The following is a 22,511-nucleotide window of genomic DNA, read 5'->3' as shown; positions in this document are numbered from 1 at the left end:
TTATGGTTGGAATGCACGTTCGAACGTGGCTGTGAGCTTGAAGACCCCGCCACCTGCCGGGGTTGGAACGGGGTTGACGCAGGTGAACAGGCCAAGCTGACCCAGCGGTGTCGTCCAAAGAAAGGCTTTCGCGCCAGCGTGCCGGTCGAAGAAGTCCATGATCAGCTTCACGCTGGCCTGTTGGCCCGTGTAGCTGATCGGATAGGAGTCTTCCTTGTTGTTCGGCCCGTCGCCGGCGGTTTGCTTGTACCCTTCTCCGAACCTTGAGGTGCGCACCCGATACGTTATCTCGGGCGCGTCCCCATGCTGAGTGGGCCAGGTGAATGTCTCGATAGCCATCAGGCCCTCCCGTTGACGTTGCGAAAGCTGGTACCGCCTGCGCGCCAGGAATCAGCGACAGCCTTTTCCGCCACCGACAGCATTTGCGACTGAAGACTCTTCGATAGGGCTTGCTGGTCGATCTGCATGCCCTCAGAGCTGCGATCCTCAGTAACGACGGTCACAGGTGCGTTGATGCTGATTGATGTACCGGAGCCCCCGGCAGAGAGCGCACGAACGCCAAGCTGACCACCTGCAGTCCGGGTCAGCGGCATGATTGCCTCCTCCCCAGCCTCGCCCATCACGCCAATCCCGCCGCCAGCCATGCCGAATGCTGTCGGCTTGCTGACGACGGAGTTGGTGAAGGCGCCACCATTAGCGAACATCTGCACGCCGCCCGACCAGGCGCCGCCCTTGGCCTGGACGCTGCCCGGGGTGAAGCCTGATAGATCGCCGGAGTACCCTGCCTGGGTAGAGCCAGCAGATGTTGCACCGCCACCGAAATACGAGCCGACAGCAGAGGACGCAAGGCCGAACAGAGCCTCCATCGCGGAGGACGCCGCAGCCCTTGTCGCAATTCGCGCCATATCGGCCAAGATGGACTTGGTGAAATCCCCGAAAGACCCCTTCCCAGTTATTGCGAAGTTGACGATCGAGTCCTCCATGGAGCTGAACGCGTTTGTGAACAGATCCCGCGTCTGGCCGGCAACGTTGCGTGCGCTTTCCAGGTAATTGCTGAAGGCCGAGGTCGCACCCTTGCGCCAGTCGCTTTGCGCTTCCGACATCTGCTCGTAATTGCTGAGCACTGTTTCGCTCAGGTCCTTCTCGCTTTTGTTGATTGCGTCCAGCTTGGCCTGGTACTCCTCGGCGCTCATGTTGCGCGATGCGTCTGCCTTGTCGCGGGCCAGGTCCAGGCGTTGCTGGTTGGCTCGGTCGGCAATGCCGTTCAATTCGCCGTTGATGGCGTTCTCACGGTCACCCCGGCCAACACCATCCGCTGCACGGCTGCCAGCGCGCCGCAGGGCGACGTTCTGCTGGTCCAGGGCATCGGTGTAGCTCTTGATGGCCTGGGCCTGCTTGGCGAGCCTGCCCTGCTCGTTGGTGGCGATGACTTCGAGTTCGCTATCGGCCTCCTTCTGCGCCTTGACCATGTTGGCCTTGGCATCGGCGATCTTCTGGTCCAGCTGAATGCGCTGGGCCGCCGAGGTGCCGGCCTTGCCCTTGGATGCTTCGAGGGCTGCGATCTCCGCCTGGTAGGCAGCCGTGACCTCATCCCGCTCGTTGCCGATCAACGCCTGGCGCTTGAGCAGATAGTCTTCTTGGCTGACCAGTCCGGCCTTCTGCGCCGCCTCCAGCTCCTTCTGCGCGTTTTTGTACTCGTCGAGGATCAGCGAAAGCTGGTTCTTCGAGTCGTTGAACTCAGTCAGGTTTAATGCGCCTGCTGGGCCAGCGGCCTTTTTCTGCGCATCAGTGATCTGCTTATTGACGCCAGCAACAGCGCTCTCGTACTGCTTTTGAAGGTCGGGTGAGTAGGTGTTGTTTGCGATGTTCTTCTGGCGGGCCTTGTCCAGGTCAGCAAGCTTTTTCTCAAGCTTCTGGACCTGTGTTTGCGCAGAATCAGCCTCGCGAGCGATGAGTTGCATGCCGCTGACGGCAGCCTCCTGGCGCTGCTGGTCCTGCTGTTTGGCCTGAGCACGGTTGCGGCGCTCTTGCTCCTCCAGCATCAGCGAGGATATATCGGCATCGATCTGCGTCTTTCCGCGCGCACCGCTACCGCGAGATCCAGAGCCGAGACGCGCGGCGTTTTGCGCTTGCAGCTCCAAGTCAGACAGCTTTTCTTCGTAGGTTTTCTCTCGACCAACATCAAGCGCCGAGTCCCACGCCCACTTGGCAGCTTTGGCGACCTTGTTCCAGGCGCCTTCGATCAGGCCCAAGCGCTGAGTGATTTGATCTCCGCGGGATTGGATGGCGTCGGCGAACGCATCGGTCGCCAGCCTTACGGCGGCTGCCTGCTCGCCCTGCTTCTCCAGGGCGACGATCTGCTCGTAGACCGAAGCCGTGAGGTAGTGATACTGCTCATTGAGTTTGATCGACGCGGCGACAGGCTCCTTGGCGATCGAGGCGAACTGGGCAACCGTCTCCTGCACGGCCTTGCCTGTCGCCTCCTCCATGGTCAGGGCGGCCTTGGTGATCTCCTCGAAGCTATAGGCTGCGATGTTGCCACTGCCCGCCAGTTGAGCGAGAACCGCCGCCGCTGCGCCTGTCGTGCCCACAGTCGAGCTGACTTGTTTTGCCAAAGAGGCAAGGCCGCCAGCCGTGGTCCCGGCGTAATTGCCGGTCAGGATCAGCGATTTGTTGAATTCGTCGGCTTCCTGGCTGCCTTTGAAGTAGGCCAGGCCAAGAGCCGCTGCCGCTGCTGCCGCAAGGGTGAACGGATTGACCAAGCCGAGGATGTAGCCGCCCATGGCTCGCGCCGCCGGCCCAACGCCGCCGAACATGTCCTTGAGCTGGCCGCCCTGCTGGAGTAGAACAGTCAGCGGGTTCTGGCCGCCTTGCAGCGACACAGCGATGTCCGTGAACTGCGCGGGCACGCCGCGCAGCGCAGCGGCTGTCTGTTTGGCGGTGTTCCCGGTGCGAGTCAGCGAGTCGTCAAAGCGGCCAAGGTTAGACCGGGACTGTTCGATCTTGGCCTGGTACTCGCTGAAGGTCGATGCATCGAGCGCGCCGATTTTCTTCTGCTTCGCCAACTTGTTTTCGAGCTCGTCCAGCCGGCCCAGGGCCTTGACGGTCGGGTCGATCTCGCCGAGCAGGTCGCCCAGTTCGTCCTTCTGCTTCTTGATCGAAGCCGTGGCCTTGTCAGCGCCACGGGCAACACCTTCGGCAGCCTTTTCCGCCCGGCCACCCGCCGCGGCGAGTTTGTCGAGGTCGGAGCTCGCCTGCGCAGCATCGGTCGAATCGACCTTGATGCCGAGTTCAGCAATAGAAGTCATGCGGGCTCCGTTATTTCGATTCGCTCATCACGAGCATGGCTTCTGCTTCCATGACGCGGACGTCGTGAAAGGCTTCTGAGAGTTCGCGCCGCTTGATGCCCAGCATGCTGGCGACCGGCGGGAGGGCGCTGTAGTCCAAGCCTGAGGCCCCGCCCATGCCTGTGCGCCACTGCGTCGACATCGCTTCGAAGAGGCGGAAGGCTGACCAGTTGTCCGGCCAGACCTCGCAATCCACGCCGTAGTCCTCAGCCGAAAAGCCAAACGCATCGAATCCTTCGAAGGTTGGCTGATACAGAGCGCGAGCGGCGCTTACGAGTTTCCCAGGCGGGCCGGCTGATAGGCAGTCTGGTAGGCAGCCAAAACCGCTTGCGGGGCGCCTACGCAGGTCGTGCACAGGGCAGTCAGCGATTCATCTGAAAGCTTTTCGTCGAATTCCCACCCATGGACGATGTCCTTGAGCTGGCCGACCTGGATGGCAATCTCTGCCGCCGTGGACTCCTGCCAAGTCAGGCCGTCCTCCTGAACCTGCTTGATGTGCTGCTCACTGGCGCCATTCCACTTGTCGAAGTACTGCGCCAAGGCCAGCCGGTCCAAGTACTTGAACTCGAACTCGACGCTAACCGGGTCGGCGCCAACGCGAGGGATCGCGACCTTCGCCTTGAAGGTCGGGTTCTGGGAAATCTTGATCTTCGCCATGATTCCCCCTTACGCGGCGTAGCGGATGAATTTGGCGACCACTGCGAACACCGCAGTAACGGCCATGACGTTGTTCTTGGTCAGCGACGGCACGTTGTCGAAAGACGCGAACGCGTTGTAGGCGATAACGCCCCCCGACGCGAGGTTGATACGAATTGCGCGCGCAGCCTTGTCGTCGTCAGCCTCCAGCAGCACGGCGTTGTGCGGCAGGCTCGGGTCATCGGCCATGGTCAGCGTGAAGGACAGAGGCGACTTGGAGGTCGGGATCTGGTGCTCGTCGTCTTCTTCGAGAAACGAGTAGGTGACGTTTTGCTGCTCGCCGCCGGACTTGTTGGAGTCAGTGATTTGGGTGATAGGCGTCCAGGTGAGGATCTTGCGAACGGAGCCAATGCCAGCGCCCGGGATGAATCGTGCGACGTTGGTGGTGTTGACCAACTCCAGGACAAACGAATCAGTCAGCACGCTCTTCACGCGAACCACGCGGTTGTTCAGGCGAGCCCAGCCAGAGGTCACCTCGACGTAGTCGCCAGCCAGCAGATCGTGGGCGACGGACGAGACGACGGCTTCTGTGGCATTGGTGATCGCGGTGAAGACGACAGGCGTGTCGTACGAATCAGCGATGCTGACGGTCGAGCCGTTGGGTAGAAAAACGCTCATTGGGTTTTTTCCTCTGTGCAGAAATGACAAAACCCGCTCAATGGCGGGTTCAGGGGTTGCCCAACGGGCGAATTAGGTTGTGGTATCAGCTCGGTACTGGAATGACACGGGCAATGCAAAGGCGGTGTCTTCGGCCAACTCGGGACCAGGCTCAACTGGCGTCATGATCAGGGCTGTGAGGCTGTTGCGAACCAGCCGGTCGTTGAGCGGGTACAGAATCGCAAGCTCATCAGCGATTGTTTCAGCGCCTGACGGACCATCGCCTGTCGGTGTCACGATGGTGATTTGAAACACCCCGGTATAGAGCCGGTGCGCACCGGCCAGGTCGTTACTGTCGGTTCCGGCTGGTATGAGGAACGCTCGCAGGTAGGTCTCGCCGTTGTTCGGGGTGAACGCCACGTTCTGGTAGGCGACGGGCAATGCAGGCGTTCGAGAACCGGCCCAGGCCTTGAGGCGCGCTTCCAGCAGGGAGCGAATGATCTTGTGGCTCATACCTGGTTGTTCCTGATGGCTTCGAGGACTATCTGCAGGAAGCGCGCCTGGGTGATGCGCACCATTCCGCCGGGCGCCTGGTCGGAATGTCCATATTCGAGAGCGATGGCATAGGGAAGGTTGTTCACGATGAAAGCCGTGGTCCCGGCGCGAAACTCAATCGAATCACCCACAAGGCGCGCCGTGGCTTCTGCCCCAGTCGGGTCAACGGTGTCCAGCGTTCCGCCGGCGGGAGCAGCTATACTGAATTGCCAATTACCACGGAACCGCCCCGTATCCACTGGCGACATGCGGATCAGCGAACCGCCAAGCTCGATGATTATTTCCCGCAGACTGGCATCGACAGCGTCTTTTGCTTGCGCAGCGAACTCGGCCAGTTGCAGCTCGAAGCTGCCACTCCTGCCGCCGTAACGCTCCGTCATGTGCGACCCGCGAGCCATGGCTACTTCCTCAGTTGAACGGTCCAAGTGGCGCCGGCCGGGTCCTGGCGGACATTCATCGCGCGCTTGCTGCCGATGAGGTCGCCGATTTCCGGGATAGCCAGGGTTTCGGTTGGCTGGCCCAGCAGCGTGATGAACAGCTCGTTCTGCAAGATGGTGAGCTTTTCGTCGGTGGTCTGGATCAGCGATCCATCAATCTCTTTTGCGAGGTATCGGCCAAGCACCCCGCGACCGGCGTAATTCGTGATGGTCTCGGGCGTCGTGCCTGAGTCCGGGTCGTACTCACCCTGAACCTTGCGCACACCCACGACCGGGCTCACAGCATCGGCCAGGTCAGTATCGAAGGCTTCGGCCAGATCCCTCTGTAGATCGTCGCGCAGTCCCATATCAGCCCCTCACGACTTTGACCTGGCCTGAGCCAAGGTAATGGGACAGCAGCGCCAGGGCGAAAGACTCGCCGGCGGTGATGGTCCGGGATGATTCGGAGACCGACTTGCTACTCGACACGCCGTCAGCGCTCACGGATTTCTCCGTGACGCCCGTTTCCTTCGAACCGTAGATCCTGCCGGCGGCTGCCTCCGTGGCAACGTCGGCGCCGGCCTGGATCACATCATCCGGGATCGGGTCGAACTCTGGCAGGCCGAGATTGGTAAGCCAGGTGTTCGCCATCAGCACCGCGCGCGGCTTCTTGTCTTCGGTGGTCCATGTCGGCCCAAGCAGGGCGTCCACGTCCGCCACGGTGATGTAGGTCGTCACGGGGCTTTACTCCTGCGGCTTGTCGAGCAGTTCGGCGAGGGCTGGGCGCTCGGCGTTATCGTCGAACAGGATGCCTTTCTCGGTCAGCTTCGCCTTGATCTCTTCGATCCGCAGGCCCTTGGATGGCTTGTCACCGCCCGAAGAGCCCTTCTTCATCGGCTCCGGGTGCTTGTAGTCATCCGGCGCGAACTTGGCATCGATGATCTTGTAGCCCTTCTGGCGCAGCTCAGATTTACGCTCAGCGGTGACCGGGTGTTTCTCGTAAATGACTTTCTCGTCCATGGTGGACTCCTGGTAGGTGGATCAGGCGACCCGAAGGCCGCCGTCTCGATTACTGAGCGGCGTCGCCGATGGTGAGCACGCCAGCCGAGGCCTTGATGCTGTTCGCAACCAGGTCCCAGTTGGTGCCGGTTGCCAGCTCGGCGCTGGTTGGCGACTTGCCGCCGTTGGCGGTGTCCCAGGTGTAGCCCTTGAGGCCCAGGCCGAAGGTGTAGTCGGCTTGCATGGTGGTTTCGATGCGCTCCTTGCCGTTGGAGGTCTCGATGTTGGTGATCAGGTCGGAACCGTCCATCACCACCGCAGCACCGTCGGCAAGGCTCAGCACCTTCTGCTTGTTCGGCGTGCCGGCCTCGTACAGAGCCGCGGCGTCGGTGATGATCACCGCCTTGCCGAGGATGTCGACCACCTGCACACCGCTGAAGGTGAACAGCTTTTCGGCGTTCGCCAAGTTCTGGCCCAGCAGCTTGTGGTACATGGCGCCGGTCATGACCTGGGCAACCAGGCGTTGCGAGGCATCACCGAACAGCGCGTGGGCGTTGTTGATGGCGATGTAGCTCACGCCAGCAGTGGCCGAAACATCGTTGGTTGCGGTCGGCTGGTTACCGATCGCAGCCGCCAGGGCAGCGATGGCGGTATTCAGCTGGTCCGACATGATGGCTTCGGACAGGTTGCGGCTGATGACCTCCAGCGCTTCCTCCGGGTTTTTCTGGATCCAGGAGAGCTGGGAAGGCTCCCACAAGATCGGACCGAAACCGCCCGCGATCTTCACGGAGTCGTACTGCTTCTGGGCCAGAGGGGTTGCTGCCTGGTTGCCGTTGGCGGCGTAACGGTCAACACGGCGCTGGGCGCTGTGCAGGCCAGCCCAGAACGACTCTTGCAGGAAGTCGCCGTCAATGCCCTGAGTGGTCAGGCGGATGGCACCTGCCGAAGCAGCGTTGAATTTCTCAACGTCCTGCGCCAGGGTCTCGATGGTGACGCGTTTGAGGTATTCGTTGAATACCTTCATGTTCGAAAGGGCCATTGGGCCTCCTTATTCGCTAGCGGTCAGGCCTTTGATAGCAGCGACTCGATCTTCCTTGCTGCCACCAAAATTGCCCTTGGATTGGTTGTTCGATCCACCGCCATTGGGAGCGCCGCCGCCATTGGCGCCGGAACTCTTCAGGATGTGGTCACGATGGGGGTACTGCGAAACGAGGGTTTCCAGCGCTTCGTTGAAGTCAGCCAGCTCACCCGGGCGCGCACGACTGAAGACTTTCTGGCCTTGGCCGTCATAGGCCACAACCTTGCCGTCCTCGATCTTAAAGTTGCTACCGAATGCGGCTTGAACCATGTCCGCGGGAATCGCCATCTTCTCGGCGATGAACTGCGAGCGTGCGAAGCTGCCACCGATCTTCTCGGAGTACAGTTGCTGCTCGAGGGTCTGCGCCTTGCCGTTGGCTTCATCCAGTTGAGCCTGGAAGGCCTTGCTGATCTCTCCCTTCACCTTCTCGATCTCGCCGGCATCCACCAGCTTCTTGGCGTCGAGGTTGGCGACGGTTTCCAGGGCTTTCTTGGCTGCGGCGGCATCATCGATGCCCTCGAAGGCCTTGGCGACCTTCTCAAATCCATCAGCGCGCTCACGATGAGATTTAGCCTCAGCGTTCAGGCGGGTGATGGTGCTGCGAGTGCCCACCGCATCAAAAGCGACTTCTTTGCCGTCGTCTTCGACATACACGGGCTTGCCATCCTGGATCTCAGCGTATTGCTTGCCATCCACTTCAACAGTCTTCAGTTTCATCTCGTCTCTCTGGGCCATCCGGCCAGTTGGTGAGCCATCCGGCCCTGTCGCGCCCCGTCCATCCGAACCGCAGGCAGAAAAAAGCCCCGGCTGTGGCCAGGGCTGTTAGTTGAGAACTCATTGGTTAGGGTAGGATCCGCAGCTTGGAATCACAGAACCCTTGGAGCATCAGATGGATCTAGGCTCATCCACAACCGCCCGGTGGACAATTGCGATTGGCGTGCTAGGCATATTTGCCAGTATCTGCGCGGCGGGATTGACGTACTACGCCAGCTATCTTTCCACCCGCCAAGTAGCCATTGAGACCTGCATGCAGCGGGTCGATAAGCAGGAAGCAATCATTCGAGAAAAGTCTGAGGCCGTGCTCAGCGCAATTGCATCATTCGGCAGCAAGATCCAGGCGCCGAACAGCGCCGCAGACAACGAGGCTCTATTTCAAAGTCTCGGCCAGGTAGTGGTGGAGACATCCATGCGCCTCGTTGCATATGCTCCGGCAGAGCTGGTAATCCCGACACTCAAGTTGGCAGCTACGGTTCAAATAGGACTCATGGCTGAGACAACCGAAGAGAAGCTTGCATCGATATCCATGGCTCCCACAGCAATGACCGATTGGCCCAAACAGTATTTTGGTCTGATGGATAAATTTGAAAGCCGGAGGAACGATTGCTTCAAGTAGAAGTGCGCCACGAAGTCGAAGCTCTCTGTTTCGTAGCGCGTGATTACTCGAGCCGCTCTCGCAGCTCCTCCAGAGTCAGGAACTTGCCCTTGTCGTTGTAAAAGTCATCGAGCTTGAGCTTGTCCTGCCGCAATAACTTTCCGCGCTCTGGCCCCAGGATCTCGTCCTGGCGTGCCGCTGATTGCCGGCCGAGCCATTCGGCGTATGTCGTTGACTGGGGCACCTGGCCGTCCATGGAGGCGCGCGTGGCGCCATTACTGAAGCCAAGCTTCGATGCGCTCTTGAGGATCGGCAGTTTCGTCGAGCGACAACACCAGTGGATTCGCCCGGGCCCGGCCAGCCAAGGGATCTTGTGCCCGATTGGCAGGTAGGTCCCAAGCGTGTACGGCAGCCGGTCCCTGATGCGGCAGGTGGTCGAGGTGCGCGTATCGAGCGTGCTTATCCACTCAACGTGGCGGATGATGTCGCTGTTCGCCTCGTAGGCTTTGTCGCTGGCGGCCTCAGCCGTGCTTGAGACAGCAGACCGGACAACGGCCTCGATCTCTCGGCGCGACTTCTGAAGAATGCCGTCGGCATATTTCTCCGCCCGGGTGCCCATGATGCTGCGGACGATCTCGGCAGTGGTTCGCCCCTCGACCACGCCAGCACGCACAGCATCGCGAACCGAGGCAGCGCGTGACGCCTCGATGCCGTCCATCCACTCCCTGAGCAAACGGCCCTGGAATGGCCGAGCCTGGGCAATCGCCTTGACCTGGCTGAACCTAGCGGCCGCAATCGGGAAGGCTTCCTGAACAACGGCAGGAATCACCGCCTGGAGCGCGCCTTGCTGGAAGGCGATCTCATAGCCGATCAAGCCGTCGTTTGCCTGGTCCAACGCCTGGCGGATATCCACGAAGGTTGACTGATTCAGGCGCAGGACGACAGACAGGGACGCGTCTACCGAAGCCGCCGACAGATTAGCGCCGAGGTTGTCGAGCGCTGCAACCAGCGCAGCACGCAGCTCGACGTCCTTGCTGTTGAGGATCTTGATGATCGCCACGACCTGGGCATTGCTCAGGTGTTGCAGGTCAACCTCGTGCCCGATCAGCTTGTCGAGTAGCTTCTCGTTGGCGGTTTTCATCACAGGGTTCCGAGTGCGGGGCCTTGGGCATCAATTTTCGCTAGTTCCGTGCCCCATTCGTATTCATCACTGATGACGCCGCGTCGCTGCATCTCTGCGAACAGCGTCTCCTTGGACAGCATCCCGGCATTCGCCATCGCTACGAGCGTCGGCAGCGACACCTCCGGCATGTAGTCCACGTCGAAGTTGCCGCGCATCTCGACCGTGCCGCCATCGGCCAGGCCACGGTAATCGGCCATGAGCTGGAGAAGCTGGGCCAGGCAATCTGCAAAGTGGTTCGCCATCCGCGCCAACGGCGATAGCTCCTGCGCTGCCTCCTCGTCCGCCTGAGTGGCGGTCTTGGTGGGGCTCTTCTCTGGCGTAAGCAGCTTGGCACCGGCCATGCGCATCTCATCGAGCAAGTCTTGCAACGCTTCCCTGCCCGCCTTTACCGCCGCCCCGGTGTGCTCGACGTACTTGAGGTCGCCATTCATGGGCAGGTCGGTCAGTGAGCCAGTCCCAACCTTGAATTCTGGCGGGACTGGCTTGCCCTGGTTGTCGAATGTAGCCTGCACACCGATGCGTACCAGGATCGGCACGCGGATGACGTGAAGGATGTTGTCTTGGTCGCTCTGGCTTTGCCAGTGCTTGACGTTGAGGTGGGCCAGCTCCAGGAGTGGCGGCTTGGCCGTCATGAAGCCGGTCCGTCCGGTGTAAAAGGTCACCAAAGGGATGTATGCCAGGCTGTTGGCTCCCTCGTCATGCAAACCCCATCCGCCTTTTTCCGCCTTGCGGTACGTCCGCCAGGCTCCAGGCTCAAGAACACGGATCTGCTCGACGCACTTCGCGCCAAACTCACCATCCTCCTCCTCGACGATCTCGATATAGCGGAACATCGTGAGCTGTCCGCCCTTGGCCCTCCAGCCCAGCACCTGCTCAGGCTTCACCAGAACGGCATAGGGCCTCACTCCGGCGGCAATCTCTTCCGCCTGGGTGCGCACTCCCTCAGTGCGAGAGTGGTCAATGAGCGCATGACACAGGCCGTGGCTCAACCCTTCGCGGAAGAATTCAACAGCCCATGAGTTGAGGTCGTTGCCGGAGTGGTCGATGTCAGCGGTCATCTCTACGAGTTGCCCTGGCACATCATCGCCGACCTGCAAAGGCTCGGCGAACACCCTGGAGGTCATGTTGCCGACTGTCTCCGAGTAGGCAGGCAGCAACGTAGAGAGGCGCAGGCGCTCCTTGTACGACTCGTCGTCTTCAGCAGGATACTGCGGGAGCAAGCTTTTGCCTGCCGCCCTCATCGCCATAGTTCCGCCCATGAGCGGAGTGATCACGTTCCAGTACTTGCGCATGGCGTCAACGGCCGGCAGCGTGTCACTCGGGTTATTGCTCATGGTTACATTCTCAGAGGCTGGCTGGTGGTCATTTCCACGTTGATTGGATAGCGCTTGGCGATGAAGTAGCCGGCGGCGTCGTTCATGTGGTCGTGACCCTTTTTTGGGTCCTTGTCAGGATCGCCGTGCTTGTCATAGGTTTGCCGCTCCAGGCATAGCGTCAGCTGCGGGCATTGGTCTGTGTTGACCTTCAGTCGTCGCTCGCCGTATGTATTCAGCAACATGGCATTGACGGCGTTCACGCGGTCTTTTACGCCCGGGTTCTGACTGTCCACGATTACCGTGAACCCAGCCTTACGCAGCAGGGATAGGTCGGATTCGCTGGCGTTCTTGCTGCTGGTGTTCTGGCCGCTGGCGTCGGGATAGACCGCAATGCCGTGCCCTGGGAAGCGCGCCTGGATCTTCTCGATCATCTCTGGCGTGTCACGCACCGAATGGAACTCATCCAGAGCAAGCGGCAGTCCTTCACGCACCACGTAGACAACCGCGGCCATCTTCATGACGTTGAAGTCCATGCCGATATGCAGCGCCTCTCCGGGCTTGATGCGCTCGCTTGTCCTGCTCTCGCTGCGACTGAAGGTGTAGTAGACGACGCCAGCGTAGTTCTCAAAGCTGGCCTCGTATTCCTGCCGGAACGTGCGCGGGTCCATCTTGCGGCGCGCCGCGTCAAGCTCTTCAGCCGGGACATTGCCGCCCTGCAGCGAGGTGTAGAGCCAACTCTTGTGATCCGGCTCGCCGCCTGGCTGCCCATCGCGATATGTGTCGAAGCAGTGGTTAAAGCCCTTTGGGGTGCCAATGCGCAAGGCATGGCCTCCCTTGCACTTTCCCACGCCGGGGACGATGTATTCGCAGGTGGAAAGCATCGGGCGAAGGACTTCTTCCCAGGCCGCCCACTTGCAGTCTGCCCATTCGTCCACCAGGACAAAGAACAGGCCGGAGCCGCGCAGGTCGTCGTAATTCTCCAGGCCGACGCAGCGGATCAGGTGCCCGCTCTTCAACGTGATCAGCATGTCCGACTCGTTCGGCTTGCATTCCCGCCACTCACGGGGGATGGCCTGCTTCAAGCGGCGCCAGAAGACCCGACGGGCTTGCTTCTGCGTCGGAGCGGCGTACCAGATCTCATCCTCGACGCTCACGCCCCACTCAGCAGCCAGCCGGGCAGCACGGCGCATCTCTGCCTTGCCGAGGAAGGTCTTGCCGAACCGGCGACCACACACCGCGTCACGGAAGCGTGCATTACGCTGGTAACCCCAGACGTAGATGTTCGCCTGCTTCGGCGTCAGCCTGACCGGAGCTTCATAGGTACGGGGTAACGGGGACATTCTCGTCAGGCTCCAGGGTGTACTCAGCAACGGCGTGCTGCTGGTCCGCTTGTGAGCCCAGAGGTTTTTCAGGTTCGAGGCGACGGCTCACGTAAACGTCGCCCACTTCTTTGGCTGCCTGCTCCAACAACTGGGCAGTTAGTGCCATGTTCTTCATGTTCTCGGCCTTCTCGGCCATGCGCCCCAAGGTGCGAAGCCGGAAGGCGCGGTTGGCGATCGGGATGTCCGTGGTCTCTTCACGGAAACGCTTGCGGGCGGCATGGAACAACTCAGCCCACTTCGCTCCCAGCGCGCGACCCGCGAACTTTGTCGGGTCGTGGGATTCACACTGCTGGCGGGTGATTTCAATCCCGAATTCTGTCTTGACCGATGCAACCACCTGAGATGGCGTATCGAAGCAGGCCAGGGCCTGGACGATGAAGGCTTTGACCTCACTTCGTAGTACTGCCATATGGTTGTCATCCGTCAAAACCTGTCATTGAGTCAGGCCGACTTGAGTAGACAGGTTCCGCAGGCCCTCGCAATGTTCAATTTCCCCACCTCAGCAGGACTGTTTGCAGCGTCCACCAGCGTTTGAACGTCAAGGCTCGCACCGTAGCGGCGGACCACACCGACGAACTCTTCAACGTCGTGTCCGCGCATCTCAAGCTTGGGCAGGCCTTCCTGGGTGAACTTGGGTGCGCCGTACTGATCGGTCGCTTGAGCGATGTGGTACAGCTCATGCTCCACCAGTGCGCAGAAGTCAGCGTCACTGCACTGAGCGCAGTAGTCGGCTGCCAGGGTGATGATGAATGCCGGCACACCGCCGAACCAATCACGCATCTGTTGCTCCATCCGGGCCTTCTGCCAACCCCCTGCACGGAACGCCACCTGCTCGGCCTGGCCCAGGACTGTGCGGCCCTGCTTATTGAAACTCGAGGACGCCCACATGACCCGGATGTCTGCGTCCAGTAGATGGGCATGGTCTTCGTTGTAAATGCTGCCGGTGTCGGCAAGGATCTCGGCTTGGAGCCATTCCCATGCTCCAGGTGCAGGGGTCAGGCGGATACCGAAGTCGGAGAGCTCGGCCAGTGCAACCAGTGACGATGGAGGGTATGGCCTTTCCATGAATCACCTTGAGCTTGAAATAATGGCTGATTGCCGGTATTGGTGAGAATCAACTCAACGCAAGGAAAGCAACATGTCTGATACTGGCCCGAACGAAATCCTGAACGTACCTGCGTACTTCAAATCTGACGCTTCAGGAAAGCGACACTTTGCAGTTGCATCCGCCCTCGACTTGATCGCTAAAAAGGTCACCGCCAATTCGAATACCGTCCTTGAGTTTGAATTGGACAGATTGTCCAGCTACGCGGACAAAATCCAGGCGGCGATTGCAAAGCAGTAGTAGCTCGGAACCCGTCCCACACTCACCTGCGGAACACTCTCAATTTCGCGACACAATTTGCTTATGCGCGAAACGTGTCGCTTGTCGCGCTTTACTGGCTTACCCGGTCGACGGCCTCGATAGCCTTGTCCGCTGCCTGGGTGGCGGTCGTCGCTGCTTTGGTTGCCTTTTCGGCTGCCGTGCTGGTCTTGCGGGTCAGCTCGTCTAAGCGCTTGTCGCGCTCTGCCATAGCTGTGGCGTAGGCGCTGCGGATGTCTTCGACCTGTTTGGACTGGCTCTCAGCGAGCGACCAGTAGCAGGCCTGATACCCGAGCACCGCACCACCACCGACCAGGACAATCGCAATTGCCCAGACCTCAGCCCGGCGCCACCAGCGGCGAGCGATGAATTCCATTGCGCATCTGTCCATCAGACGACTCCTCCCAGCTTTGTGCGCAGGCGGTTGATCTCATCGCTCTGCAATGTCACCCGCTCCGTAAGCTGGGCAACTTGGCTGGTCAGCGCTTCGATCTTCCCTTCCATGCGGCCAACAGCCGCTGCTAGGTCGTTCCGCTCTTTCGCGAACTGATCGGCGCGGGCTTCAGCTTCCTTTCGGGCGGTACGCTCAGAGTCGAGCAGTTCATTTAGGCGGCGGACGGTGCCAATGTCGGCGTTATCCATGGCTCGGTCAGCGGCATCCTTGGACAGGAACTTGCGCAGCCACAGAAGGCCGCCCAGCACGACGGTGGCACTACCGCCAAGCCAGGTAGCCGTGCCTGGGCCGAGGTCGGTAGGGTCCATCGCTACTCCAGAAGAAAATGGCCTGCGTAGGCCTGGGCATTGCCCGAGAATAAATAACACACAAGTGTTGTATTAACACAAAAGTGTTGTAGAATGGACACATCCAAACAACGAGGCGAGGTGATGAAGTTCAGCGAATTCAGGCGATGGTTGAAGGCCCAAGGGGTGACCTTCGAAGCCGGCAAAGGAAGCCACTTCAAAGTCACCGCCCCAAACGGCAACAGGACAACCTTCGCGGACCACGGATCCAAGGAAATGCCGGAACCGACCCGCAAGGCGATCATTAAACAACTGGGGCTCTGATGAGCCCCTTCACCACATCTGAATGCTGAGCGATCACCTCCAAGGAGTGACCATGTACGACTATGCAATCCGCTTCGAACAGGACGGTAGCGCTCCAGGCGTTGCCGTGTTCTGCCGTGACCTGCCAGAGCTCAACAGCTATGGGGATGACAGGGAGCACGCTATCCGTGAGGCCCTGGACGGGATTGAAAGCGCCCTCTCCATCTACGTGGACGAGCGTCGAGCTATTCCGCCAGCTTCTTCCCCACAGGAAGGCGAGCACGTCGTTCATCTACCAGCGGTGACCGTGGCGAAGATCGCGCTGTGGAACTCTATGATGGAGCGGGATATGCGCAAGGCTGATCTGTGCCGCCTGCTCGGTGTGCACCAGGCCCAGGGCGATCGCCTTGTGGATTTCCTGCACACATCGAAGATGGAGCAACTGGAAGCTGCTCTATATGCGCTGAACGTCAAGCTTCGATTGACTCAAGAGACGATCGTTGACCCGCTCGATATCTGGATAAACCTCCCAGAATCGCGAATTTCTGCCCGGTTTGCAGTACGACAGCTTGTCGAAGCCTTTGGCGAAGATCGTGAATTGGTGGTCGGTAAATCCAATGCCAACAAAGATGAAATCAAGGATTACAGCGTCGACTTCATCTTGCGTGATTTTGCACACCCTGCCAGTCGCAACACTCGACAAGCTACCGTTCCGGTCATAGATGCCCTTGTAGCAACTGGTGTATTTCGTCGATCCCGAATGGTCGACCCAGCAACAGCGCGAGAGGTCGATAGCCTAGCGCTCATCTAAGCGCGTGCCGATTGTCTGTGTCTGCACCAGCCCATGCAATTGAATCGGCTCCAACAGAACTCCCAGCTCGGGGCAATGGGTTTGGTGGAGCCGAAAAAGAAAAGGCCCCGATCATGTCGAGGCCCTGAATAGGTGCGCAGTGTTTCCCGCTGTCTGCCGAAGGCCTTTGCAACGTCGACGCCCCAGTGCATCGATCTCGCCGCTCAAGTCTCGCGCCACCCTGGAAGTCAGGTGTGAACAGGGTGCGCGGGCTGCCGGTGTTATTTCCGTACGCCGTACTGTCCGGCTAATCGGCGTCCAAGTCGTCCCGAGGGCTGTCCTGGCTGCAGGTAAATCGCGGCCAATAAAAAACCCGGCGCAGTGGCCGGGCTTCTTTGGATCACTCCTCGATACGCGCAGGAATGACAGGATGGGTGAATAATGCGACATGGCGACATGCCATTGCAAGCCCTTTTGAGGGACTATTTCATGCCGCCTCGTTTTCCAGCACTCCGGCTACCTCAAGCATGCGCTGCGCATCCATCAATGCCTCGTCCACCAAGCCCTCTAAAGCATCCTTGATTGCCTTGTTCCAGCGCTGGTATGTCCGCTCCGTGAGACCCTGGCTGTCCCAGTTGGTCATGTCATAGTTTGACGCGGCAAGGACGATCATTTCCCCAGGGCGAGCCTCGGCGACAGACCTTGCATGACGGTTGGCGCGCTCGACTGCTTCCTCGGCTGCCCTGTTGCGCCAATCCCACTTCCCACTCGAGTCCTGGATATTCTCCGGCGCAGCGGCTTGGCGTGCCTGGCGCTGGATACCCTTCACCTGTTGCGGAACTGCCCAGACTAGGACAGCTTGCTGGGTGAACCGCTGGGGCGCAGGGCTCTTGATCGCACTGACGAGCCTACCGATCGAGTCCACTTTCCGCCCCTTATGGGTGCTGTACTTGGCGACCAGGGCGTTCCACTGCCGCGGGGTCAGTTGAGCATGGAGCAACTTGTGGACGATGCAGTCGGCCAGCAGGGTGGCGTCCTTGCCGGATATCTCGCCCTTGAGCTTGCTGGTCTGTACCTTCGGCTCGAAGTCGCAGCCGCCGGCGGAGTTGATAGTCTCAGCGGCCAGGGCCCGGACCACTGCGGAAATCACGTTGCGATAGATCATGCTGCAGCCCTCTTCAGTTCGCGGGTCTTGGCCCGGTATTCGGCGGTCATCGCCTTCAGTTGCTCGATGGTGTACTTCTTGGCCTCATGAGGGCCTTCCAGCCACTCGACAGCCTCGGCGCCGATGCGCTTCACCAGCTCAATGCGGTAGTTCACGATGTCGCCGGACTTGTGGTTGTTGCACGGGGCGCACTGGCGCCAGACGTTGAGCGGTTCGAACCTGAGTTCTGGGTTGCCGCCGACGGTCCGGTAGTGCCCTGCGTGCCATTGGCCGTTGTGATGCCTTCCGCAGCTCACACACGGCAGGCCGATATCCCTCTCTCGGATCCAGGCATTGAATGCGGTCTGGGCGTCCTTCAGGTGCTGGGCGCGTGACTTGATCTTCTCCTTGCGCAGCTTGATCTCCCGGCGCCCTACCTCATCCAGCGCCTTTCTGGCCTTCTCCTGATTCGCCTCGCTCCTCGTGGCGTCGGAAATCGCGCAGGTCAAGCTGCAAACAGCCTGACCCAGCCGCTGTGGGACGAATGGGGCCCCGCACTCTGCGACTCTGCACTTCTTGGCGCGGCGTTGTTTAGCGGCGAGCATCAGTAGCGACCTCCCCACTTGTCCTGCTCCGTCCAGCGAATGCCATGCTCGGCGCCGAAGGCGTGCATCAGCTCGAACAGATCGCTGAACCACTTCTGGGATTGCTTGCGGGTAGATACGCCCAGGACGACATAGCCGCCGTCGATGCCGGGCACCACATCCTGCTTCTGGAGGGCAGAGCTGAAGACGTGCTTCCAGTCCTCATCGCTGAGCTTCTTGCCGTACCACTCGACCTGGCTGGAGACGTCCTTGAGCATTGCCCACATTTTGCGATTGCAAATGTCCGGACGCTTCTCGTCGCGGATGATCACCACCTTGGGTTTGGTTAGGTCGATTGCGTGCAGGACGCCGGCCAGGCGGTTCACGTCGCGCTGGTCGCGGATGGTGTATTCGGGATTCATGAGAGCACCGCACTGCTTAACGGGCTCTTCGCCCGCGCAACAAGAGCCCGCCATTGCTCCGCATCTCCGCGCAGCGCCTCGATCTCGGCCAGCAGCTCCAACGCCACTTCCTCAAGCGTCTTCTCGCCCAGGAACTCTTGCAGCGCCTCGGTGTTGCGCTTCCAGCCTGCACAGTCGGCATGGAAGGACGCGGCTTCCGCCCACAGCAGCTTCTGGAGTTTGCGTTTGTCGATGGTCATGGCATCAGCTCTTTTGGAACGCTCACGACCATGCCGAGCTTGTCGGCGACGATGGCGCGGCAGATCGCAACCAGCGGCTCGTCAGCGGTGAGCCAGTCGGTAGGCGCGTTCGGGCGATGCGGGTGAGCTACCCAACCGCCGAGAGCCGGGCCGAAACCGATTTTGATTTTCGTGATCAGCGGGCCGCACTGGCTCCAGTCCGTAGATGGGCAGAATTTTCCGGTTGTTGCCTTGCAGGGAAAGCCGCCTGGGAAGATCCAAGCCTGATCAAGCGGGCCATTTTCAGAGAATCGATATTCACCACGGTAGGCGCCGATGGCTTGGGAGACAGCCCAGTCCAACGCATCACCAGACAGCTCCCACGTACCAACTTCAACAAATTCATTCATGGTCAGAAACCCTCCTTGCCGCGCTGAGATTCCCAGTCGAACGGGACCACGATCATTCCGCCCTCGCGCAGGCGGTCGACGCAGCGGTCACCCATGGTGGTCGGCAACTGGCTGGCTTCGAGGTTGGAGATCACCACCGTCGGGCGCTCCTGCTCGTACCGGCCATTGATGATTGCGAACAGGGTCGTCAGCTCGAAGTCGCTCGGCTGCTCCTTGCTCACGCCTACCTCGTCCAGCACCAGCAGATCGGGATCGATCAGGCTGGACAGAATCTCGGCCTCGCTTCGTTCGCTGTGCTTGTCATACGTGGAGCGGATCGCCTGAAGGATTGCGCCGACAGTGCGGTACACGGCCGTGCGCGACGTGTTGTGCAGCAGCTCGTTGGCCATGCCAGCGCCGAGGTGCGTTTTCCCGGTACCGGGCTTCCCGATCAGCACCATGCAGCGACCGGTCTTCAGGATCTCGTCAAAGATCTGCACGTAGTGCTGGCAGAACCGGAGAGCTTTGCGCTGGCCGTCGTTCTCGGCCTGGTAATTGCCCAAGGTGCGAGTAGCGAATCGTTTCGGGATCAACGCATCGCCCAGCTTTCGAGCGAGGGACATGCGTAGCTCCATCGCCTTGTTGGCCTTCTCGGCCGCGTCGGCTTTCTCGCGGGAGATACGAGTGCACTCAGGGCAGTTGCTTTTCAGCTCCCGACCCAGCACAGGAAAGACCCGCTGCTCGTAGGCGCCGTGGGTTTCGCACTCTGCAGGCTGGATGCGAGTACCCGGCGGCAGTTCTGGAGTTGCTTGGACTGGCTCAGAGCGCATAGCTGCCGTCCTCCCGCATTTTCAGGCCAGACGTGTAATCGCGATCGGCGAAGCCGGTGTGGCGAGATGGCGCCTCACGCTTCACGAACGGACGGACGTTGCTGGCCCGGATCTTGTCGTCCTTGACCCACTTCACCAGCAAGGAAACCCATTTGGATTGGGTTTGCAGCAGACCGGTTGTTTCGTGGTGAGCAGTGAACGGGGCCACGGCGTCCTTGGTGAACAGGTCAGTCGAAACGCCGAAGTGGACGCAGTAGGTCTTCAGCAGATTGGCGTCAGGCATCCAATCCAGCGTCATCTCGACAGGCGCCTTTGGATCAACGGGTGGCTCGCCATCTTTCAGGGGAAGGTCTTCTAGATCATCGAAGCCTTCGAAGCTTGAGCCCGGAATTTCTTCGCCCGCGTTGTGAGAGTGGTGTTGATCCCTTCCATTCCCTTCTACATCTACATCCCTTCCGGGGTCGAGGTCTCGACGATCATTCGACGACTCTTCGACGACTTCTACGCTACCACTCGACGACCGCTCGACGACTTCTTCCTGATTGATCGACTTATCTTCTCGGGCAGGCTCTTCGTCCTCGACGATCAGTTGCGGAGGCTTCGGGTACTTGAAGGTGCGCTTTTCAATCTTCTGGTGCTTCCAGCCGTTGACGTGGAGGTACTGCTTTCCGGCTACGGAATAGCTGCGGGTCAGACCAGAGCCTTCAAGCTCGCCCAGTAATTCGCTGACCAACTCAGTAGTGATGTCGTCGCCTGGAAATACCAGGGCCTTGATCGTGCGAGGGGTCAGCGGGTGGTTGCCGCCGTCATCGCAGAAGTTCCAGAGTCCAATGAACAGCAGTCGAGCGAGCGGGCGACTTTCCATCACCTGCTCGCTTGACCAGAATTCGGGTTTGATCGTACGAATGCGGGCCATTACTTGGCTCCTTTGCCGACAAGGCCGGCCAGTTCAAGGAAGCGATCCACGTACCAGTGCGGGGCGGTCTCTCGGGGGTTATTGGGACTGGTCAGGTTCTTGCCATAACGAAGGCCTTTATCAGTCACCGACCAGAACGGAACCATTTCGCCCTTGGAGTTCTTGCGCTGGAGCTGCTTGAGGAAGCCATGGGCAGCCAGGGCAGTGTTGAAGGCCGCAGGCGCGCAACGGATGCCGCTGTCCTTCAGCATGGCTGTGGCGGACTTCGTAGGCATCGATGAGCCGCCCGTTGCATCGGGCGCGGCGTCGATTGCGTAGCCGGGGAGGAACTTGGAGTCCAGACCATTGTTGGCGGCGATCTTGGCGAGCATCATCATCTTGCTCGACGGTGCTGGCTTGAGTAGGCGATCGAAGCATTCCAAGATGGCGAGCTCGCCGACAATCTTGGAGTTGTTCGGGCCTTGAATTGAAAAATTTCCGGCCTTGCGAATGCTCGGCAGTACCTGGCCCACAACCCATTCTTCGAACCTTTCGGCGGCGGGCAGCTTGGACTTCATCACCAATCGGTAAAGGTCACGCTCCGGGATGATGGTCATGAAACCACCACCCTGTTTCGGGGTAGTGGTCGCGGCCTTGCAGTGACGGGCCACGGCGTTCTCCGGCTTGGAGTACCCAAGTGCGTCAGCGACATCACGGGCGATAAACCAAGGGTCGCCGAGCTTGTCGGTGATGACCCGGATCGCGGCGCCGTCGAAGTCAAACGGAATAACTGAAGAATTTCGCGACACGTTTTCAGATCCGGCGAAACGTGTCGCGACATTGGCCTGGGTATTGATATGTGGCTGGGTTTGCATATAATCGGCCTCACAAGTTTGTTGCTGTTGAAAGAGCCGGGATCGCACCCCGGCTTTTTTGTGTCTGGGATTTAGTGAATCTTTGATCTGACCGATGCAGCCTGATCGGCCATCGAAACCGCATGGGCGGCTAGTGAGCGGCAGAAAGATTCGAAGGACTCGGCGTAGCCCTTGTCTTTGTGGTCGAACACGCCATCAGCGAAAACCTTCCCGCCCAGTCCGGCGACGTGACCAAAGCTTGTCGAAATGCCGGCGAATACCTGCAGCGCGTCGTCAATACCCGCGCCTACCTGCTTCACGGCGAGAAGGCCGTATCTGCTCGACAGCTCAATCAATGCGCGATCGCGCCAGGGCTGATCAAGGGCGGAAACCCATGACTCTTCAATCCACGAAGGGATCTCGATGCGCTCGCCGCTGTCGTCCAGCCAGCGCTCTACACGCTTACTCCATGCCTTGTAGGCACGGCCATAGGCCTGCATGTCTGCGGTTTTGGTCATTTCGTGCAGATCAGGGAACCCCTTCTCTTTGCAGCGCCCCGGCGCACGATCAAAGAGCTGGTGATTCAACTGCTCTGCAAAGCCGTCCTGGCTCATGCTCGTACGAGCGATCATGTCTCGCGCAATAGCGACCAAGACCACATCGCGTGTTTCGTGTCGCAAGTTCGACGTTTCCATGGGGGCCGCTCTCTTCTAATCTGGCTTCAATGATTCGGTGGAAAGGATGTTCAGTTAGCTGGCGAGCCTTTGGGCCTGGCCAGGGAAGGGCTTGATCTCTTCGGCCTTGTAGGAGCCGTCGCCGAGATCAATCACATAAACCTCGCGATCAGCCCTAAGCGCCTTGCTAATTCCGCCCTGGGTAAGCCCAAGCGCGGCGGCAGCCTTGATCTGCCCGACCTTTGTCACGAACTCTTTCAGGGGTGTGCGTTGCATACGGGGTTCTCCTGCGCGATGCATGCGCAAGTATTACTTGCGGTCTTTATTAAGTCAATATTGGCGGTCTTAGAATGTTAATACCTG

General features: G+C 59.8%; 33 protein-coding genes. 4 read left to right on the top strand and 29 right to left on the bottom strand.

From position 1 onward, the window contains the following. From M8Q45_RS06815 to M8Q45_RS06760, 12 genes are all read right to left on the bottom strand, one after another. On the bottom strand, positions 1-339 hold the full coding sequence (locus M8Q45_RS06815; RefSeq protein WP_249874050.1) for a phage tail protein: 339 nt from the start codon (positions 337-339) through the stop codon (positions 1-3). Next, on the bottom strand, positions 339-3,308 hold the full coding sequence (locus tag M8Q45_RS06810) for a phage tail tape measure protein (protein WP_249874049.1): 2,970 nt from the start codon (positions 3,306-3,308) through the stop codon (positions 339-341). Before M8Q45_RS06810 ends, M8Q45_RS06815 begins: the two co-directional genes overlap by 1 nt. Before the next feature lie 10 nt (positions 3,309-3,318). After that, positions 3,319-3,603, bottom strand: coding sequence for a DUF1799 domain-containing protein (locus M8Q45_RS06805; RefSeq protein ID WP_283939131.1), 285 nt, complete (start codon positions 3,601-3,603; stop codon positions 3,319-3,321). A gap of 14 nt (positions 3,604-3,617) precedes the next feature. Then, positions 3,618-4,004 carry a phage tail assembly chaperone gene (locus tag M8Q45_RS06800; RefSeq protein WP_249874047.1) on the bottom strand — a complete coding sequence of 129 codons (387 nt, stop codon included), beginning with the start codon at positions 4,002-4,004 and terminating at the stop codon, positions 3,618-3,620. 9 nt (positions 4,005-4,013) lie between these two features. After that, positions 4,014-4,661 (bottom strand): phage tail protein, encoded by a 648-nt coding sequence (locus M8Q45_RS06795; protein WP_249874046.1) that lies wholly within the window; start codon positions 4,659-4,661, stop codon positions 4,014-4,016. Positions 4,662-4,733: 72 nt separating this feature from the next. Next, positions 4,734-5,153, bottom strand: a complete 420-nt coding sequence (locus tag M8Q45_RS06790; protein WP_249874045.1) for a phage tail terminator-like protein — start codon at positions 5,151-5,153, stop codon at positions 4,734-4,736. Next, positions 5,150-5,575 carry an HK97 gp10 family phage protein gene (locus M8Q45_RS06785; protein ID WP_249877276.1) on the bottom strand — a complete coding sequence of 142 codons (426 nt, stop codon included), beginning with the start codon at positions 5,573-5,575 and terminating at the stop codon, positions 5,150-5,152. Before M8Q45_RS06785 ends, M8Q45_RS06790 begins: the two co-directional genes overlap by 4 nt. Before the next feature lie 20 nt (positions 5,576-5,595). Then, the gene (locus M8Q45_RS06780) at positions 5,596-5,979 is read right to left on the bottom strand and encodes a hypothetical protein (protein WP_249874044.1); all 384 of its coding nucleotides are present in this window, start codon (positions 5,977-5,979) and stop codon (positions 5,596-5,598) included. A gap of 1 nt (position 5,980) precedes the next feature. Then, on the bottom strand, positions 5,981-6,349 hold the full coding sequence (locus M8Q45_RS06775) for a hypothetical protein (RefSeq protein ID WP_249874043.1): 369 nt from the start codon (positions 6,347-6,349) through the stop codon (positions 5,981-5,983). Positions 6,350-6,355: 6 nt separating this feature from the next. After that, entirely contained in the window at positions 6,356-6,631 is a 276-nt protein-coding gene (locus M8Q45_RS06770) for a hypothetical protein (protein ID WP_249874042.1), read from the bottom strand. Positions 6,632-6,680: 49 nt separating this feature from the next. Then, positions 6,681-7,649: a major capsid protein gene (locus M8Q45_RS06765; RefSeq protein ID WP_249874041.1), complete on the bottom strand. Its 969-nt coding sequence runs from the start codon at positions 7,647-7,649 to the stop codon at positions 6,681-6,683. Between the two features lie 9 nt (positions 7,650-7,658). Further along, entirely contained in the window at positions 7,659-8,405 is a 747-nt protein-coding gene (locus M8Q45_RS06760) for a DUF6651 domain-containing protein (protein WP_249874040.1), read from the bottom strand. A gap of 172 nt (positions 8,406-8,577) precedes the next feature. On the opposite strand from M8Q45_RS06760, the gene M8Q45_RS06755 reads away from it, so the two are divergent. Next, complete coding sequence (locus tag M8Q45_RS06755) at positions 8,578-9,081, top strand: hypothetical protein (RefSeq protein WP_249874039.1); 504 nt, start codon at positions 8,578-8,580, stop codon at positions 9,079-9,081. A gap of 43 nt (positions 9,082-9,124) precedes the next feature. On the opposite strand, the gene M8Q45_RS06750 is transcribed toward M8Q45_RS06755, so the two are convergent. The 5 genes from M8Q45_RS06750 to M8Q45_RS06730 are packed head-to-tail and all read right to left on the bottom strand — an operon-like array spanning position 9,125 to position 14,006. After that, on the bottom strand, positions 9,125-10,201 hold the full coding sequence (locus tag M8Q45_RS06750; protein WP_249874038.1) for a putative phage head morphogenesis protein: 1,077 nt from the start codon (positions 10,199-10,201) through the stop codon (positions 9,125-9,127). Next, positions 10,201-11,577, bottom strand: a complete 1,377-nt coding sequence (locus M8Q45_RS06745) for a DUF4055 domain-containing protein (protein ID WP_249874037.1) — start codon at positions 11,575-11,577, stop codon at positions 10,201-10,203. The genes M8Q45_RS06750 and M8Q45_RS06745 overlap by 1 nt, the downstream gene beginning before the upstream one ends. Positions 11,578-11,579: 2 nt before the next feature. Beyond that, positions 11,580-12,899, bottom strand: coding sequence for a phage terminase large subunit family protein (locus M8Q45_RS06740; RefSeq protein WP_249874036.1), 1,320 nt, complete (start codon positions 12,897-12,899; stop codon positions 11,580-11,582). Next, entirely contained in the window at positions 12,874-13,350 is a 477-nt protein-coding gene (locus M8Q45_RS06735) for a DUF2280 domain-containing protein (protein ID WP_249874035.1), read from the bottom strand. Before M8Q45_RS06735 ends, M8Q45_RS06740 begins: the two co-directional genes overlap by 26 nt. Positions 13,351-13,382: 32 nt before the next feature. Then, the gene (locus M8Q45_RS06730) at positions 13,383-14,006 is read right to left on the bottom strand and encodes a putative metallopeptidase (RefSeq protein ID WP_249874034.1); all 624 of its coding nucleotides are present in this window, start codon (positions 14,004-14,006) and stop codon (positions 13,383-13,385) included. A 73-nt stretch (positions 14,007-14,079) separates the two neighbouring features. Here M8Q45_RS06730 and M8Q45_RS06725 point away from each other — a divergent pair, with 73 nt between their 5' ends. Further along, positions 14,080-14,286, top strand: a complete 207-nt coding sequence (locus M8Q45_RS06725) for a hypothetical protein (RefSeq protein WP_249874033.1) — start codon at positions 14,080-14,082, stop codon at positions 14,284-14,286. A gap of 91 nt (positions 14,287-14,377) precedes the next feature. Here the strand turns inward: M8Q45_RS06725 and M8Q45_RS06720 are convergent, their stop codons facing one another. Beyond that, entirely contained in the window at positions 14,378-14,695 is a 318-nt protein-coding gene (locus M8Q45_RS06720; protein ID WP_249874032.1) for a hypothetical protein, read from the bottom strand. After that, the gene (locus tag M8Q45_RS06715) at positions 14,695-15,066 is read right to left on the bottom strand and encodes an EMAP trimerization domain-containing protein (protein ID WP_072410762.1); all 372 of its coding nucleotides are present in this window, start codon (positions 15,064-15,066) and stop codon (positions 14,695-14,697) included. The genes M8Q45_RS06720 and M8Q45_RS06715 overlap by 1 nt, the downstream gene beginning before the upstream one ends. A gap of 123 nt (positions 15,067-15,189) precedes the next feature. On the opposite strand from M8Q45_RS06715, the gene M8Q45_RS06710 reads away from it, so the two are divergent. Both M8Q45_RS06710 and M8Q45_RS28535 read left to right on the top strand, forming a co-directional pair. Beyond that, positions 15,190-15,369, top strand: coding sequence for a type II toxin-antitoxin system HicA family toxin (locus M8Q45_RS06710; RefSeq protein WP_038413159.1), 180 nt, complete (start codon positions 15,190-15,192; stop codon positions 15,367-15,369). 52 nt (positions 15,370-15,421) lie between these two features. Then, on the top strand, positions 15,422-16,159 hold the full coding sequence (locus tag M8Q45_RS28535; RefSeq protein ID WP_502940228.1) for a type II toxin-antitoxin system HicB family antitoxin: 738 nt from the start codon (positions 15,422-15,424) through the stop codon (positions 16,157-16,159). Positions 16,160-16,625: 466 nt separating this feature from the next. Here M8Q45_RS28535 and M8Q45_RS06700 read toward each other — a convergent pair whose 3' ends face one another. The 10 genes from M8Q45_RS06700 to M8Q45_RS06655 form a co-directional block, all read right to left on the bottom strand. Next, on the bottom strand, positions 16,626-17,303 hold the full coding sequence (locus M8Q45_RS06700) for a hypothetical protein (RefSeq protein ID WP_249874031.1): 678 nt from the start codon (positions 17,301-17,303) through the stop codon (positions 16,626-16,628). After that, entirely contained in the window at positions 17,300-17,887 is a 588-nt protein-coding gene (locus M8Q45_RS06695) for a recombination protein NinG (protein WP_249874030.1), read from the bottom strand. Before M8Q45_RS06695 ends, M8Q45_RS06700 begins: the two co-directional genes overlap by 4 nt. Next, the gene (locus tag M8Q45_RS06690) at positions 17,887-18,288 is read right to left on the bottom strand and encodes a recombination protein NinB (RefSeq protein ID WP_249874029.1); all 402 of its coding nucleotides are present in this window, start codon (positions 18,286-18,288) and stop codon (positions 17,887-17,889) included. Before M8Q45_RS06690 ends, M8Q45_RS06695 begins: the two co-directional genes overlap by 1 nt. After that, positions 18,285-18,527 carry a hypothetical protein gene (locus M8Q45_RS06685; protein ID WP_249874028.1) on the bottom strand — a complete coding sequence of 81 codons (243 nt, stop codon included), beginning with the start codon at positions 18,525-18,527 and terminating at the stop codon, positions 18,285-18,287. Before M8Q45_RS06685 ends, M8Q45_RS06690 begins: the two co-directional genes overlap by 4 nt. Further along, on the bottom strand, positions 18,524-18,916 hold the full coding sequence (locus tag M8Q45_RS06680) for a phage protein NinX family protein (RefSeq protein WP_249874027.1): 393 nt from the start codon (positions 18,914-18,916) through the stop codon (positions 18,524-18,526). Before M8Q45_RS06680 ends, M8Q45_RS06685 begins: the two co-directional genes overlap by 4 nt. A gap of 2 nt (positions 18,917-18,918) precedes the next feature. After that, complete coding sequence (locus tag M8Q45_RS06675) at positions 18,919-19,725, bottom strand: ATP-binding protein (RefSeq protein ID WP_249874026.1); 807 nt, start codon at positions 19,723-19,725, stop codon at positions 18,919-18,921. Then, positions 19,715-20,641 (bottom strand): DnaT-like ssDNA-binding domain-containing protein, encoded by a 927-nt coding sequence (locus M8Q45_RS06670; protein ID WP_249874025.1) that lies wholly within the window; start codon positions 20,639-20,641, stop codon positions 19,715-19,717. Before M8Q45_RS06670 ends, M8Q45_RS06675 begins: the two co-directional genes overlap by 11 nt. Further along, positions 20,641-21,495 (bottom strand): BRO-N domain-containing protein, encoded by an 855-nt coding sequence (locus M8Q45_RS06665; protein ID WP_249874024.1) that lies wholly within the window; start codon positions 21,493-21,495, stop codon positions 20,641-20,643. The genes M8Q45_RS06670 and M8Q45_RS06665 overlap by 1 nt, the downstream gene beginning before the upstream one ends. Before the next feature lie 71 nt (positions 21,496-21,566). Next, on the bottom strand, positions 21,567-22,169 hold the full coding sequence (locus tag M8Q45_RS06660) for a DUF8585 domain-containing protein (RefSeq protein ID WP_249874023.1): 603 nt from the start codon (positions 22,167-22,169) through the stop codon (positions 21,567-21,569). A gap of 54 nt (positions 22,170-22,223) precedes the next feature. After that, positions 22,224-22,424: a Cro/CI family transcriptional regulator gene (locus tag M8Q45_RS06655; RefSeq protein WP_249874022.1), complete on the bottom strand. Its 201-nt coding sequence runs from the start codon at positions 22,422-22,424 to the stop codon at positions 22,224-22,226. Positions 22,425-22,511: the final 87 nt, after the last annotated feature.

It is taken from the genome of Pseudomonas sp. T1.Ur (assembly GCF_023516725.1).
Taxonomy (GTDB): domain Bacteria; phylum Pseudomonadota; class Gammaproteobacteria; order Pseudomonadales; family Pseudomonadaceae; genus Aquipseudomonas; species Aquipseudomonas alvandae.
Note: the sequence above shows the minus strand (reverse complement) of the source record. Positions and strands in the feature narration are given on the sequence as shown.

Bases quoted from the DNA above. Each gene is read 5' to 3' on its own strand.
- M8Q45_RS06815 (WP_249874050.1), bottom strand. From the start codon at position 339: ATGGCTATCGAGACATTCACCTGGCCCACTCAGCATGGGGACGCGCCC.
- M8Q45_RS06810 (WP_249874049.1), bottom strand. From the start codon at position 3,308: ATGACTTCTATTGCTGAACTCGGCATCAAGGTCGATTCGACCGATGCT.
- M8Q45_RS06800 (WP_249874047.1), bottom strand. From the start codon at position 4,004: ATGGCGAAGATCAAGATTTCCCAGAACCCGACCTTCAAGGCGAAGGTC.
- M8Q45_RS06795 (WP_249874046.1), bottom strand. From the start codon at position 4,661: ATGAGCGTTTTTCTACCCAACGGCTCGACCGTCAGCATCGCTGATTCG.
- M8Q45_RS06790 (WP_249874045.1), bottom strand. From the start codon at position 5,153: ATGAGCCACAAGATCATTCGCTCCCTGCTGGAAGCGCGCCTCAAGGCC.
- M8Q45_RS06785 (WP_249877276.1), bottom strand. From the start codon at position 5,575: ATGACGGAGCGTTACGGCGGCAGGAGTGGCAGCTTCGAGCTGCAACTG.
- M8Q45_RS06780 (WP_249874044.1), bottom strand. From the start codon at position 5,979: ATGGGACTGCGCGACGATCTACAGAGGGATCTGGCCGAAGCCTTCGAT.
- M8Q45_RS06770 (WP_249874042.1), bottom strand. From the start codon at position 6,631: ATGGACGAGAAAGTCATTTACGAGAAACACCCGGTCACCGCTGAGCGT.
- M8Q45_RS06765 (WP_249874041.1), bottom strand. From the start codon at position 7,649: ATGGCCCTTTCGAACATGAAGGTATTCAACGAATACCTCAAACGCGTC.
- M8Q45_RS06760 (WP_249874040.1), bottom strand. From the start codon at position 8,405: ATGAAACTGAAGACTGTTGAAGTGGATGGCAAGCAATACGCTGAGATC.
- M8Q45_RS06755 (WP_249874039.1), top strand. From the start codon at position 8,578: ATGGATCTAGGCTCATCCACAACCGCCCGGTGGACAATTGCGATTGGC.
- M8Q45_RS06750 (WP_249874038.1), bottom strand. From the start codon at position 10,201: ATGAAAACCGCCAACGAGAAGCTACTCGACAAGCTGATCGGGCACGAG.
- M8Q45_RS06745 (WP_249874037.1), bottom strand. From the start codon at position 11,577: ATGAGCAATAACCCGAGTGACACGCTGCCGGCCGTTGACGCCATGCGC.
- M8Q45_RS06740 (WP_249874036.1), bottom strand. From the start codon at position 12,899: ATGTCCCCGTTACCCCGTACCTATGAAGCTCCGGTCAGGCTGACGCCG.
- M8Q45_RS06735 (WP_249874035.1), bottom strand. From the start codon at position 13,350: ATGGCAGTACTACGAAGTGAGGTCAAAGCCTTCATCGTCCAGGCCCTG.
- M8Q45_RS06730 (WP_249874034.1), bottom strand. From the start codon at position 14,006: ATGGAAAGGCCATACCCTCCATCGTCACTGGTTGCACTGGCCGAGCTC.
- M8Q45_RS06725 (WP_249874033.1), top strand. From the start codon at position 14,080: ATGTCTGATACTGGCCCGAACGAAATCCTGAACGTACCTGCGTACTTC.
- M8Q45_RS06720 (WP_249874032.1), bottom strand. From the start codon at position 14,695: ATGGACAGATGCGCAATGGAATTCATCGCTCGCCGCTGGTGGCGCCGG.
- M8Q45_RS06715 (WP_072410762.1), bottom strand. From the start codon at position 15,066: ATGGACCCTACCGACCTCGGCCCAGGCACGGCTACCTGGCTTGGCGGT.
- M8Q45_RS06710 (WP_038413159.1), top strand. From the start codon at position 15,190: ATGAAGTTCAGCGAATTCAGGCGATGGTTGAAGGCCCAAGGGGTGACC.
- M8Q45_RS28535 (WP_502940228.1), top strand. From the start codon at position 15,422: ATGTACGACTATGCAATCCGCTTCGAACAGGACGGTAGCGCTCCAGGC.
- M8Q45_RS06700 (WP_249874031.1), bottom strand. From the start codon at position 17,303: ATGATCTATCGCAACGTGATTTCCGCAGTGGTCCGGGCCCTGGCCGCT.
- M8Q45_RS06695 (WP_249874030.1), bottom strand. From the start codon at position 17,887: ATGCTCGCCGCTAAACAACGCCGCGCCAAGAAGTGCAGAGTCGCAGAG.
- M8Q45_RS06690 (WP_249874029.1), bottom strand. From the start codon at position 18,288: ATGAATCCCGAATACACCATCCGCGACCAGCGCGACGTGAACCGCCTG.
- M8Q45_RS06685 (WP_249874028.1), bottom strand. From the start codon at position 18,527: ATGACCATCGACAAACGCAAACTCCAGAAGCTGCTGTGGGCGGAAGCC.
- M8Q45_RS06680 (WP_249874027.1), bottom strand. From the start codon at position 18,916: ATGAATGAATTTGTTGAAGTTGGTACGTGGGAGCTGTCTGGTGATGCG.
- M8Q45_RS06675 (WP_249874026.1), bottom strand. From the start codon at position 19,725: ATGCGCTCTGAGCCAGTCCAAGCAACTCCAGAACTGCCGCCGGGTACT.
- M8Q45_RS06670 (WP_249874025.1), bottom strand. From the start codon at position 20,641: ATGGCCCGCATTCGTACGATCAAACCCGAATTCTGGTCAAGCGAGCAG.
- M8Q45_RS06665 (WP_249874024.1), bottom strand. From the start codon at position 21,495: ATGCAAACCCAGCCACATATCAATACCCAGGCCAATGTCGCGACACGT.
- M8Q45_RS06660 (WP_249874023.1), bottom strand. From the start codon at position 22,169: ATGGAAACGTCGAACTTGCGACACGAAACACGCGATGTGGTCTTGGTC.
- M8Q45_RS06655 (WP_249874022.1), bottom strand. From the start codon at position 22,424: ATGCAACGCACACCCCTGAAAGAGTTCGTGACAAAGGTCGGGCAGATC.